The 13,576-nt window shown below is 60.7% G+C and carries 9 protein-coding genes; 6 read left to right on the top strand and 3 right to left on the bottom strand.

Translation table 11 applies throughout. The annotated features are described in order from the left end of the window. Positions 1-63: 63 nt before the first annotated feature. From D6850_RS04950 to D6850_RS04930, 6 genes are all read left to right on the top strand, one after another. Positions 64-3,102, top strand: coding sequence for a DEAD/DEAH box helicase (locus D6850_RS04950; RefSeq protein WP_245964096.1), 3,039 nt, complete (start codon positions 64-66; stop codon positions 3,100-3,102). Between the two features lie 256 nt (positions 3,103-3,358). Continuing rightward, positions 3,359-4,489, top strand: coding sequence for a metallophosphoesterase family protein (locus D6850_RS04945; RefSeq protein WP_121164321.1), 1,131 nt, complete (start codon positions 3,359-3,361; stop codon positions 4,487-4,489). Continuing rightward, positions 4,486-7,092, top strand: coding sequence for an AAA family ATPase (locus tag D6850_RS04940; RefSeq protein ID WP_121164319.1), 2,607 nt, complete (start codon positions 4,486-4,488; stop codon positions 7,090-7,092). The genes D6850_RS04945 and D6850_RS04940 overlap by 4 nt, the downstream gene beginning before the upstream one ends. A 59-nt stretch (positions 7,093-7,151) precedes the next feature. Then, on the top strand, positions 7,152-8,030 hold the full coding sequence (locus D6850_RS19245; RefSeq protein WP_147438858.1) for an ASCH domain-containing protein: 879 nt from the start codon (positions 7,152-7,154) through the stop codon (positions 8,028-8,030). Between the two features lie 289 nt (positions 8,031-8,319). Continuing rightward, positions 8,320-9,183, top strand: a complete 864-nt coding sequence (locus D6850_RS04935; protein WP_121165127.1) for an OST-HTH/LOTUS domain-containing protein — start codon at positions 8,320-8,322, stop codon at positions 9,181-9,183. A 430-nt stretch (positions 9,184-9,613) separates the two neighbouring features. Further along, positions 9,614-10,420 (top strand): DarT ssDNA thymidine ADP-ribosyltransferase family protein, encoded by an 807-nt coding sequence (locus D6850_RS04930; RefSeq protein ID WP_121164318.1) that lies wholly within the window; start codon positions 9,614-9,616, stop codon positions 10,418-10,420. Between the two features lie 527 nt (positions 10,421-10,947). Here D6850_RS04930 and D6850_RS19240 read toward each other — a convergent pair. The 3 genes from D6850_RS19240 to D6850_RS04920 all read right to left on the bottom strand — a co-directional run bounded on the left by D6850_RS19240 (position 10,948) and on the right by D6850_RS04920 (position 13,560). Continuing rightward, the gene (locus tag D6850_RS19240) at positions 10,948-11,136 is read right to left on the bottom strand and encodes a hypothetical protein (RefSeq protein ID WP_147438857.1); all 189 of its coding nucleotides are present in this window, start codon (positions 11,134-11,136) and stop codon (positions 10,948-10,950) included. Between the two features lie 457 nt (positions 11,137-11,593). Continuing rightward, the gene (locus tag D6850_RS04925) at positions 11,594-12,178 is read right to left on the bottom strand and encodes a DUF924 family protein (RefSeq protein WP_121164315.1); all 585 of its coding nucleotides are present in this window, start codon (positions 12,176-12,178) and stop codon (positions 11,594-11,596) included. A 122-nt stretch (positions 12,179-12,300) separates the two neighbouring features. After that, positions 12,301-13,560 carry an MFS transporter gene (locus tag D6850_RS04920; protein ID WP_121164313.1) on the bottom strand — a complete coding sequence of 420 codons (1,260 nt, stop codon included), beginning with the start codon at positions 13,558-13,560 and terminating at the stop codon, positions 12,301-12,303. Positions 13,561-13,576: the final 16 nt, after the last annotated feature.

Below are 13,576 nucleotides of genomic sequence, written 5' to 3'. Positions count from 1 at the left end.
GTATCTGCGCATCAAATAGAAATCCGTTTTCCGGAGCGGCGGCATGGCCTGATATCGCGGCTGATGTCTTCGCAGAAACCACGTTCTTTCACGGAATTGAATGCTGACGACCGGGAACTGCTATTTGCCGTCGCCGACCTCCGAAATTGGCAAGATCGGCACCCCGATGAGGTGGACATTGCGTCGGATCGGCTGTTGATTTCACATGACGCAGCGGCCAGCCTGTCCGCGCCGGCTGCAGAGGCACTGAACCTACCGCCCGTGGTGGATCTGACACTGACCACTGACGTCAGGGGTGTCCTCGGCAAGCCCGGGTTCAGCTTGCGTTACGAATGGCACCAGCATGGGCGTCGCGAACTTGTTAATCGGACCGGGGCTATCCTTGATACGTCGCGTGGCTCGAGACGAATTCCGTTATGGATGAAGCGCGCCCTCGACCTTGCCGATGACTTCGATGCCACGGCGCCAATGGAAAGTCATTGGCGAGCCCTTGCAGATTTTCGCCGAGCACTCGAGCCAGAGGACGCGCATTCAGATGAATTACCCGACAACCGTGAAATGGCAGGGTTGTCAATGACCGCATTCCTGCGTGGTCTCGAGGTGCGTATTGCAGATCGCTTCTCGATTTCTCCGGATAGGACGCTCGGCCAGTTCGAAGTTGTTCCCTACTCCACAGAGGGTTTGACGACAAAGGGCGTGCCGGACGACGACATCTCAGAAGCGGATGCCGAGTTGGACGGCGAGTCTCTTGCGGTCTTTCAGCACAGACTGCGCAGCCGAGGCGCACGACCTGCCTACCAGTTGGGAAACAATTCTTACCTCGTGATCGACCGGGGGGCGGCTCCCGTGCTGGACGAGATGGCACGCGTTCAGAAGGCGCCGCGGGAAGAGCGGCGCGCATTCGTCGAGAACCCTCGCGCCTTCATCACCGAGGCGGTGAACCGCCACCTCGAGGCAGAGGGTGCCTTCGAGAACCTGGACCCGGCGGGACAGGAAGAACTTGTTGAGGCAGTAGCTGGCCCTGCGCTGATCGAGAGCCGAGAATACTCGGAACGCGTCACCGGGGTAACGATCTACCGGAAGCCTCCCGCCGATTTCGAGAGCAGCGGCACAGCGTGGCTGCCGGAAGTCTTCGACGCCCGTCTTGCCGAGGCTATCCGGAACATGCCGGACCAAGATCTGCAGGCCCTGCACGATCATATGGAGGTGGCGCTCCAGGCTCCGTCTCACCAAACGGCAGAGATCGCGGGTGAGACGGTCGACGTGACACCGGCTCGTTTTGCTGCAATCGCTGGCGAGGTTGAACGCAGACAAGAGAAACAGCTCCAAAACGAAGCCGATGAAGACGAAACGGCCGAGGATGCCGAAGGCCCCATCATTCTTGATACCCTCGACAATTTCGAGGCCCTCTCATGGCATGCGGCACTGCAGCCAAGGTCCACATCTCAGCCCACGGCCTTACCCGGATCTATCTTGACGCCGTTGCGACCGCATCAAAATGCGAGCTTCGATTGGGCGCTCGACGCCTGGACAAGCGGGTTACCGGGGATCCTAAACGCGGACGAACAAGGCCTCGGGAAGACACTGCAGACGATCGCCTTTCTCGCATGGTTGAAAGAACATATGAAAAACACCGATGTGGGGATAAAGGGCCCGGTCCTCATCGTTGCCCCGACATCTCTCCTTCGAAACTGGGAACAGGAAGTCGAGACGCATGTTGCGCCGCGCGGTTTCGGAACGCTGATCCGGCTCTACGGTTCCTCGCTTTCAGGACAAAAACGTCGCGATGCGCAAGGAACCGAAACCGCGAGTGGCCTGCCGCTTCTCGACCTTGAATGGTTGGATGAGGCGATTGAGGATGGACGCGCACATCGTTTTTGGATGCTGACAACCTACACAACACTCGCCAACTACCAGCATTCACTGGGCCGCATTCCTTTTGCGGCCATGGTCATGGACGAGATCCAGAATATCAAGAACCGAAACACCTTGGCGTCCAAGGCGGCAGAGGCGATGAACGCTGATTTCCGCATCGGTCTCACCGGCACTCCGATCGAGAATTCACCAATGGATTTGTGGACCATCATGGATCGCATAGCGCCAGGCTGCCTTGGCGCAGGAGCGGAATTCAAGAAACGGTACGCAGACCCGGATGCCGAAAATATGGCGGAGCTGCATGCGCGCATTTTCAAAGCGCAGGGGTCCTATCCGCCCCTCGGTCTTCGTCGTCTCAAATCGGAGGTTGCACGCGACCTGCCGAGCAAGGAGAGGTTTCTGCATCCAAGGGCGATGCCCGCGGTTCAGGCCGACGCCTATGACCTGGCACAGCAGAAACTTGCGAAAGGTGGTCCAGGAGCCGCGCTGAAGATGCTGCACCACATACGGTCCGTATCAGTGCATCCTGGCATGAAGGACATCCCTGAGCCTGAAGCCTTCGTCGAAATGAGTGCCCGGCTTGATGCGACGATGCAAATTCTCAAGAAGATTAAGGCAAGCGGAGAGAGGGTGCTGGTCTTTATAGAGCACCGTGACATGCAGTTCCGTTTTGCGGAACTGGTTCGTCATTTCCTTGGGCTTGAGCGGATCGATATCATCAACGGGGACACGCCAATTCCAAAGCGCCAGGAAATCGTGAACCGATTTCAGCGGCATCTGGCCAAAGACGGCGGCTTCGACATGCTGATCCTCGGACCAAAGGCGGCTGGAACAGGTTTGACGCTTACTGCCGCTACTCATGTCATCCACCTGTCCCGATGGTGGAACCCGGCTGTCGAGGAACAGTGCAACGACCGTGTTCATCGCATCGGTCAGGACAGACCAGTGCAGGTACACGTCCCCATGGCGATCCACCCGTCGTTGGGATCTCAAAGTTTCGACTGTCTGCTGCAAAGCCTCATGCAGCGCAAACGCAAGTTGGCAAAACAAGCACTCTGGCCAATGGGGGACACGAAACAGGACTTCTCAGAACTGGCGGACCGGATGGCAGCACCACCTCACGAGAAAAGTTCCTCGGATATTTCAGAATGCATGGCGGAGCTTTTCCAGCGTGACGGACTGTCTCTACCTGAACCAGACGACCTTGGTGCTTACAAATTGCCCTAACCAAGTCTCATTGAACTGCCCCGCGAGGACGTCAAATACCGAAATTATCATGCGAATTTCTCATAAGAGAGCTTTGGGAGTACCGTTGCTTCAAAGACTGCTAATCACGACAAGCGCACTGCATTCGGCTCATAACCAACCGAAAGAGGCTTGATAGCAGTATCATGACATCTTTTGACACCCTCAGCGGTGATTATTGAAACAGAGGTCATGTCACGATCAAAGAACCATTAGAAAAAGACTGCCAGGAGCCGCAATGTCATTTCGATTCATTCATTCCTCCGACCTTCATATCGGCCGGAAATTCGCCAACATTCCCCAGCCGGCCGACGGCAATATCCGCGGCCGCCTGATGGAGGCGCGGCACGGCGCGATCGCCCGTCTGGCCGAGGCAGCGCGGGATCGGGGGGCGGAGCATGTGCTGCTGGCGGGCGACACCTTCGACACCGCCACGCCCTCCGCTACGGTCATCCGGCAGGCGCTCGCCGCGATGGCCGAAGCGCCCGAAGTGACATGGTGGCTTCTGCCGGGCAACCACGACAACCTGAGGGATGCCGAACCCCTGTGGGAAGCGATCTGCCGCGATGCGCCAAACAACGTGGTGGCCCTTCTGGAAGCCACGCCGCACGATCTGGGCGAGGTGGCGACGCTTCTGCCCTGCCCCATTGCCTTCCGCTCTGGTGCGAGTGATCCGTCCGAGCCGCTGGTGACCATGGCCAGCGACGAGGGCCGGATGCGGATCGGGCTGGCGCATGGTGGCGTGACCGACTTCACCGATACGGGCGAAGCCATCGCCCCCGACCGCGACCGGAGCGCGCGGCTCGATTACCTCGCGCTGGGCGACTGGCACGGGCGGATGGCCGTGTCGGACCGAGTACAGTATTCCGGCACGCCCGAGCAGGACCGCTTCAAGCATGGCCGCCGGGGCGTCTGCCTCTGTGTCGGGCTTGAAGGCCCGGGCGCCACACCAGAGGTGGAAGAGATCGAGACAGGCACGTTCCTTTGGCAGGAGGTCGAGCTGCCCCTGCATCCAAGACAGGATTCTGCCGCCGCGCTAATCGACGCTCTGCCGCCATCAGGGCGGCGCGATATCCTTATGCGGGTGGCGGCGACCGGCTGGGCCGGGCTGCCCGACCGGGCCGACCTGGAGCGCGCCGCGACAGACTGCGCGCCCGAATTCGCCCATTTCGACCTCGTGACCGATGCGCTGGGCACGCAATACGAGTCCGCCGATCTCGACGAGATCGACCGGGGCGGCGCACTGCGGCTGGCGGCCAACATGCTGAAGGAGGACGCCGAATCCGATTCCCTCTCGCAGCAGGATCGCGACGTCGCCGCCGACGCGCTCGCCCGTCTTTATGCCTATGTCCGGGAGGCCTCGGAATGAAAATTCGCTCCATCACCCTCGACAATGTCCGCCGCTTCACCGATCCGGTGCGCGTGGGCGAGATCGGCGACGGGCTGAACGTCCTCTGCGAGCCCAACGAGCAGGGCAAATCGACGCTGTTCGACGCTATCCAGGCGCTGTTCTTCAAGCCCCACGGCTCCCGCGACAAAGAAGTCACGGCACTGCGTCCGCATGCCGGCGGCGCGCCGCAGGTGACCATCGAGATCGAGGCCGACGGCCGACGCTTCACCATAAGGAAACGGTGGCTGCAGAAGCCTGCCGCGACGGTCCACCGCGACGACGCGTTGATCGCGCAGGCCGACGAGGCCGAGGCGTGGATCGCCGACCTGCTGGGCGGGGATGCCGGCGGCCCCTCGGGCCTGATCTGGGTGCGGCAAGGCATGACCGACCTGACCGGCGGCTCGACGAAAGAACAGAAGGCCGCGCTCGAGGCCCGGCGCGACCTCATGTCGTCGGTCGGCGAGGAGGTTGAGGCAATGACCGGCGGGCGGCGGATGGACAGCGCGCTTGCCCGATGCCGCGAGGAGCTGGCCGCCTATGCGACCAAAACCGGTCGGCCCTATGCCAACGGCGCGTGGAAGACCGCACTGGACAGGGTAGATACTCTGACCGAACAGCGTGACGCGCTGGCCGCGACGGCGGAAGACCTGCGCGGCGCGCTGGCCGAGCGCAAGCGGGCCCGCCGCGACCTGCGCGAGTTGGAGGACCCGGCGGCGGCCGAGAGCCGGCGGAAGAAGCTCGAGGCCGCCCGCGCTGCCCATACAGCTGCCGAACGCCACGCCGAGGAGCTCGACGCCGAGGCGCGCAAACTCGACATGGCGCGGCTGACCGCCAAACACGCACGCGCCCGGCTCGATGGGTTCCGCGAGGCACTCAAGGAAGAAACCGACGCCACCGAGGCGGCAGCGGCGGCAGAGCTGGCGGCCGGAAACAAGAAGACGGCGCTGGAGACTGCGCGCGCGGCGAAGGAAGCCACCGAGCGCGATCTGGACAGCGCGCAGAAGGCACTGCATTCAGCCGAGGCCGCTCGCACCCTCGCCCTGCGCGCCCGGGCCGCCCGCGACGGGGCCGGCCGGCGGCGGGAACTGGAGCAACGCATCACCGAGGCCGAGAAGGCCCGCAACGCGATGGAGACCGCCACGGCGGCCGCGCTCTCCGGCCCGGATGCAAAAACCCTGAAACAGATCGAAGCCCTCGCCACCGCCCATGCCACGGCCATCGCCGCGCGCGACGCCACGGCAACACAGATCATCGCCCGCTATGCCGAAGGTCGGGCCGGCGCGATCCGCGCGGGCGACACGCCCCTGCCCGACGACCAACCCGTTCCCCTGCCCCGCGCCACGCGGCTCACCATCGCCGGCATCGGCGAGCTCGAGGTCCGCCCCGGCGACGCGCGCCATGACGACAGCACGGTCGAGGCAGCGGCCGCCGCCCTGCGGAAGGCGCTCGACGCCATCGGCGCCGAAGATCCCGACGCCGCTCGCTCCGCCGCCGCCGCCCGCACTGAGGCCGAGCGCAGGGCGGGCGAGGCGAAAGCCGTTCTGCAAAGCCTTGCCCCCGACGGGATCGACCCGCTACGCGAGGCGCTGGCGAAAATCCCGCAGGAGGAGGAGGACGCCGAAGCCCCCGACCCCGAGGATGCCGAAGCCGCGCTCGAGGCTGCCCGCGCGGCCCATGACCAAGCCCGCATTGCCCGCGACACCGCGTCTGACCGCGTGTCCGACGCCCGCGAAGCCGCCACCCGCGCCGAGACTGCGCTCGCCTCTCTCAGGGACCGCCTGACACGGGCCGAAGATGCATTGGCGAAATACGGCTCGAATACGGAAGAGTCACTGGCCTCAGAGGCGGTCCAAGCGGCCGAAGCACTGGAGGTCGCCGAGAAAATCCATACCGAAAAGGCAAGCCATGCCCCCGACCTCGCCGGCATTGAGGCCGCGCTGAACCGGGCCGCCTCGGTCGATCAAGGCGCGCGCGACGAGATCGCCCGCCTAAAACCGCTCCTCGCCCGGCTCGACGAACGCATTACCCGTTCCTCCGGCGACGCGGTCGAGGAACGGCTGACCGAGACCGAAGAGGCGCTTGCGGCGGCCACCGCCACCCTCGCCCGGATCGAGCATGAAGTGGCGGTGCTGCAGCGGCTGGAAAAGGCGCTTGAGGCCGCCCGCACGGAGGCGCGCGAGCGCTATTTCACCCCCATCGCGCAGGAACTGAAGCCGCTACTACAATTGCTCTGGCCCGAGGCCGAACTGACTTGGGGCGAGGACTCCCTACTACCCGATGCACTGATCCGCGATGGCCAGGAGGAACCGATCGACATCCTGTCGGGCGGCACGCAGGAGCAGGTGGCGCTGCTGGTGCGGCTGGCCTTCGCCCGGATGTTGGCCGCCGCCGGACGGGTCGCGCCGGTAATCCTCGACGATGCGCTTGTCTTCACCGACGATGACCGGATCGAGCGGATGTTCGATGCCCTGCACCGCCAGGCGGGCGATCTACAGATCATCGTCCTGACCTGCCGCCAGCGCGCCTTCCGCGATCTGGGTGGCAAGGCGTTGCGTCTGATTGCAGCCGAACCAGACAGCTGAGGGCCTAAAAAGCTACCTTGAGTATAAATCTCCAAAGGAACCCGAAGGAAAGGCAAGACATGGAAATATCGCGTGGTTTGGTCATAGCGGAGCCTTGGATCGACCATATCCTTGAAGGCCGAAAGGACTGGGAGATGCGGTCGACGGCGACCTCCGTCAGAGGCTGGTTCGGCCTCATTCGAAAGGGCAGCGGGCAGGTCGAAGGCCTGGCCCGGCTGGTTGGCTGCGGGACCGCGCTGAGCCAGGCTGACATGATCGCTCACGTCGATAGGCATCGAATTCCCGAAAAGATGATCAGATCTGGGACGGTGGCGAAATGGACCATACCGTGGAAACTGGCAGATATCGTGCGTCTCGAAGAACCTGTTCCCTACGAACACAAGTCGGGCGCTGTCAGCTGGGTTTCGCTTTCTCACGACGTACAAAAAAAGTTGAGCACCCTGGTGCCACAACATGGTGCTACAGACACCGAACCACATGTCTTGCGGACTCCAACGGACGTCCGCCAAAAGCCAACTGAAAATGTAAAAAAGCACCGGTTAATCGGCAAACCGACAAGAGGCATTCAAAAAAAACCGGCGGTGGGCCCGATTTCAAACGCTGAAGAAATGGTTCTTGGCAGAACACGTCTCACTTCAGGCAATCTACGAAACAACCATTTCTATCTCACAGAGTTCCTCGCCGCATTTCCCCGCGATACGATTGGAGGCCGCAATCGATCGGAGGCTGCCGATCGGGAGCTTTCCATTGATTGGGGCGGCCCGCACCCTGTCTCGTCCGATATCGATGCAACCAAGCGCATGTTCCGGCGGCGCGGTTGGGTGGGAAACTTCTTCTCCGCAGCAAATGCACAAGAAGGTGACACTATCGTCGTCGTATCCGCTTCTCCGTATCAGGTGCGTGTCTATCTGGAGCACGCTGCGTTCGGAAATGAATGACGCCTGAGCATGTGTTTCGCATGACCTGCTGCACCGTCTTGCTGAGCCTCTCAGGAAGCAGACCCTACCTGACACCCGATGGCCAGATCGGTGCTTGAATTCGTGTTCAGAGTACGTCACGCTCAGGTGCACATCATGGAGTCCATGCAAGTACCGACCGAAAACGCACCAAAAAGTTCCTTTGAAATCAAGAGGTTTTGACCTTACAGAGCGACCGATGAATGGCATCGCGTCTCGGGTCGAATTATGGTTTATATGGGCGGGGCAGAGATCTGATTGTAAGATAAAGATGTTGAACGAAGAAGACCTGCAAATACTTCAGCAAGATGTTCAACGGATGCTGGGCCGATGCCTTTTACGGTTGCAGCAGTATGAGCGGCTGACCAAAGCCATGGTGGCAAATCATAAGCTCTCAGGCCCGCTGCATGGTTTGGAGAGGGCACGGGCCGCGCAGACCGACGGCATGAGCCGTAGGACACTGGGCGCATCGGTTGGAGATCTCCTTGGATCATATTTCGTTACCGATAGGGTCGACCCTCCTGAAGAGACGAAAAACAACTCTTCTGAGAACGTCAATTGGCTCGCCATGCAGACATCAATTGTCCTATCGGACGAAGATTTTACTCGGGTAGAGCATGAACTCAGAGAAATGGTAGACCTTCGAAACAGGTTGGTTCACCACTTCATTGATCAGCATGACATCTCGAGCAAGGACGGATGCCGTGGCGCGCAAGATGCCCTTGTCATCGCCGAAAGCCGCATCGACCAGAACTTAGCAAAGCTTCGCGAGTGGGCCAACGGGATGAACATAGCCCAGCAAGTGATGTCAGATTTCTTCAACTCGGCAGAGTTAGAAGACTGGGTCGTCAACGGAATTGCTCCCGATGGCACCGTGAATTGGAATGCCGCGGGCATAGTGAGCGACTTGCAAGAGGCATTCGTTGTGATGGCTACCGGGGGGTGGGCGCCTGTGGTTGAGGCTGGCAAATGGATTGTCGAACGGTATCCAACGCAACTACCCGCCAAATATGGCTGCAATAGTTGGCGTCAGGTCGTGCATGAGGCGCCCATTTTTGAACTGCGTTATTTTGAAATGAATGGGGAACGTACGGCCTACTACCGGGAGAAGGAGAGCCACGCGAAGTCGCTCTGAAGTGTGTTGGCGTCGCACGGATTGCTACGCTCATCGAATGGCTGCTTTTGGGAAGCTGTATCGCGGCGCTGACTGCGAGAATGAATGACTGGTAAGGGCCGTTCGCCACGCTCGACACGGACGGCGGTTTCCGGCCATTCGCTGCGAAGTGTATGAAGGGGAGCTTTAGGGAGAATTTGAAATTCCGGCCGTGGCGGAACACGTTGCACTGGCGCGGCGACGCCCCGCGTTGCCAAGCCTCGCCAGGTGGAAGGTGCGAAGGTCTTTACCTGAAGGATACTTTCGGTCCGTTCGCCTATCGGCCAGTTTCCACGGTATGTTCCATTTAGTCACCCAACCGACCGGATCGTTTGGATCAATGTGATCTTGTGCGTTTTGCGTTCAGCATGCAGTGTTGTCCTACATGTAAGCAGATCGAAAAGTGAAATTCATGAGTAGACGCACCCGCATTATTCGGCAAGAAATCGAAGATCGTGAGATTCCTTATTTGCTCCACTTCACACTTGCTGAAAACATCCCGTCCATCCTGAAGAACGGGATCCAGTCACGCGAAGCGTTTCCTACGCATTCTCATCCAGAGATGCAGCAAGTGTTGGCCAGTGATGTAGATCGCCTCGACGGTTGCGACGGGGCGATTTCGGTGTCTTTGCCGGCATTCTGGTGGGAGATGTTCCAAGGCAAGAGGGATCGGTCACCGAACTATGACTGGGTTTTCCTTGCGCTGACTCCAGACCTGCTGTGGTCTCTCGAATGCCATTTCTATGCCGGTGGGGCAGGGAACGGTTCCTCTAAATTTCATGCACGCACAGCAGGCACGACCAAGGCTTTTCTGGAATTATTCGAAGACCGCGACCCCTATAATCCGGCGCGCGAGTCCTCCTTTCGCCATGCGCATTACCTGCCCGATTGCTTTCCAACATTTCCGCTATCGGAGATACAGGTCTGGGAGGCCATACCATCTGACGCGATCATCGGTGCGTTCTTTCTTGATGACGTCTGTCACGATCGGTTCGCGCCGGAGTTTGAGAATCTGAAGCACCAAGCCTGGATCAAGAAGGCTTGGATGGGCAGCAGAAAACTTAGCGCGAAGAGAAGCTGGGGCTATGTTGAGCGGTCACTTGAACCAGGCCCTTCAGCCGAGCATGAATACCGAATGTTATACGAAGATCTCGCCCACGAAGATGGTGCACCGGCATATTTAGGAGATGGGGTATATCTCTATCCGCCCGAAGATTGAGCTTTCGTCGATTAAATGACGAGTGGAACCATGGTATCACCCTTCTTCTCTTTGAAAATAGCCGCCACACTACTCGGGACTTGGAGCCTCCGGGAAACCCGGCGCGATTCGGATACCCGTTATCTGGTGACCAGATTGGTGCTTGTATCGGTGCCCCGAGTACGTCACGATCCCATACACATCATGGAGTCCATGCAAGTACCGACCGAAAACGCACCAAGAAAATCATTTGAAATCAATGGGTTTTGAGTCTGGGGAGCGGCCCCTACCGCCGGAGCCAAAATCCCAAAAGGCAAGAAGCTTAATCAAGCCGCCTCAGACGGCCTCCGCAGGTTTTCGTTTCCGGAGAACGCGGGGAACCGCAAGGCGTCGAGAAGACAGCTACACCGGAAAACTCGCAGATGTAGGCTGGTCTCGTTGGCCACGCCAAATATGCTGGTTAAAGCCGTCCGCGTTCTCGGGGCGCGGCGCGAGAAACGCAGCCTTGCGCTTTGCCGTGAATATCGCCCGCTTGCGCCGCATCTCGCTCAGGCCGTGCGTCGTTCAAGGCAGATCATCAACCTGCCGATCCTGCACAGCACATGCGGTTGCGACGTTTCATTGAGTTCGGCCTGCTCTCTTAACTCGGGGAAAACATCGCGGGTCAGACTTGGCGCGGGATCGCCGGTGTCGCGCTCACTCGATGCGATGAGTTTTTTTCCTGAATCCATAAACATACTGGTTACCCCTCATGCGTTGTGACGGGGGCCGAATGCCCAGCAAATTTGACAAATTCTTGACGAATCCCTGCGCAAGTGACGAAAGCCGCGAAACAGTGTGTTTTTTAAGATGCTCAAGCGACTCACCTGTGGCGCCGGAATGCACATTCGCAGAGTGGTCGCTCTCTGACGCGTCGGCGTATCTCCGCTTTCACGCGCTTGTCGAACAGGAGAGTACCAGCGCCGAACAGAGTGTCACGCAAAGCTGGGCAGAACGAGGGCTGTCTGGCGTCTCAGAGGAACCAAGCGCGTCGCGGATGACGCCCGCCTCTAAGATGCGCAAACTGTTCCAGAAGACCGGCGCCAATGGTCGAACCGATCTCCTCGCGCTGATCTTCGCCGGTCCGATGGCAATCGCGTCTGCATGAGCGACGCCGTCAGGGCGTGACCCCCGGCGGGTGCGTCACGTAACAGGTCAGGCCGCGTCCTTGTGCTGAAGCTCGCGCACTGTTGTCGCATAGGCGCCCGCATCCAGATAGGCGCGCTCAGGCGGGTTCGTTTCGCGGCCCAGCGCCTCGTTGCGATAGGGAAAGCGGCCGAACTGGCGGATCACCTCGCGATGCGCGCGGGCGTGCAAGAGGGTGTTCGCCCCCGTCTTCGGCATGCGGTCACAGACCATGCGGATGCAGCGTTCCTGGTCGCACAGGTTCTCCGAATGCATCAAAGGCAGGTAGAAGAACTGCCGCGCCGGCTCCTCGGTGCGCAGGTCCCATTTGCGCCGGATCGCGGTCTTGGCCGCCGCGAGGGCATGCCTGTCCGTGGAAAAGGCCTCGCCCGAGTCGCGGAACATGTTGCGCGGAAACTGATCCATCAGGATGATATAGGCCAGGATGTCCTTGGGATCGGTCAGCCACTGGCCGCATTCGCCCTGTTTCGCGCGCAGCCATGTGTCGTGGAAGCTCGTCCGGATCTTCTCATCGAGGTCCCTGGAGACGGCGTACCAGCCCTTCGCTCCGATCTCGTCCAGCCAGAAACTCAACACATCCTCAGGCGTCACCACTGGTCCACTCCTCGTCTGACTCGCTCGCCGCCACCCTGGTCTATGACAGGATAGCGCCATTTCGCGCTGCATTTACAGTAAAGTAATGCTTCAACAACGTCATACCAGTCACATCCCCCGGGCTACTCGGACTCTTCGGCGTCTTCCTGCGCAGTCTCGATCGCGTATTCCTGCGCGTATTCGACGGCCAGCGGCGAGGACGACGGCATCACCGGGGCGTAGCTGTCGGTTTCCTCGACCGAGGGCGCGGGGCGCTGGGTCATCCGGTAGGCGGCGTATGCCGCCATCGTGAACCCGAGGATCCCGATGAATAGAAAGAACGCGTGCACCCCGATCACGCCCATCATCCAGCCGGTGATCACCGGCCCGGCGACCGCGCCCAGCCCGTTGATGAACACCAGTCCGCCGGAAGCGGCGGCCATGTCCTCGTGCTGAAGGAAGTCGTTGGTATGCGCGATCAACAGCGAATAGAGCGGGTTCGACATGCCCCCGACGATGAAGGCCGAGACCACCAGCGCGGGGAAATAGCCGCCGAGAAACATCCCGAGTATGGCGCCCACGCCGACCAGCGTCGCCGCGACCCCGATCAGCAGCCGCCGGTCCATCCGGTCCGACAGCCAGCCCAGCGGATACTGCACCACCAGCGCGCCGATGTAGAAGGCCGACACGAAGGCCGAGATCTGCCCCACCCGCAGCCCGGCCTCGGCGCCGTAGACCGCCGCCATGCCGAACTGCGCCGAGAACACGCCACCCAGTAGAAACATGCCGACGCAGCCCAGCGGGGACACGTCGAAAAGCTGGCGCAGCGTCATCGGCTTGGTCGTGTCGAAGGCCGGAGTCGGGCTGATCGACAGCAGGATCGGCGCGAAGGACAGTGAAATCAGCACCGAGGGAATGATGAACAGGATGAACCCGCCCGGGTCGGCCACGAGCATCATCCCCTGCGCCGACACGATCCCGATCATCTGCACCATCATGTAAAGCGACAGCGCCTTGCCCCGGTTCTCGTTGCTCGCGGCGTTGTTGAGCCAGCTTTCCGCGGTGACGTACACGCCGGAAAAGCAGAAACCGATCAGGATGCGCCCCGCGCCCCAGGCCCAGGGGTTGGTCCACGTGGGATAGAGGATCATCACCGCCGAGATCATCGAGGCGAGCGCGGCGAAGACCCGCACGTGACCCACCCGGCGAATCAGGTCGGGCGCTTTGCGCGATCCGAACAGGAAGCCGACGAAATAACCGGACATGACCAGCGACATCTCGAGCGTCGAGAAGCCTTCTATCTGGCCGCGCACCCCCAGCAACGTGCCCTGCATGCCGTTGCCGAGCTGCAGGAGCATCATCCCCAGCAGCAGCGCCCATGCGCTTGCCAAAACGTTGAACATCAGCGGTCCCCTGCCC

Origin of the sequence: Roseovarius spongiae, assembly GCF_003651245.1 — a bacterium.
Taxonomy (GTDB): domain Bacteria; phylum Pseudomonadota; class Alphaproteobacteria; order Rhodobacterales; family Rhodobacteraceae; genus Roseovarius; species Roseovarius spongiae.
Note: the sequence above shows the minus strand (reverse complement) of the source record. Positions and strands in the feature narration are given on the sequence as shown.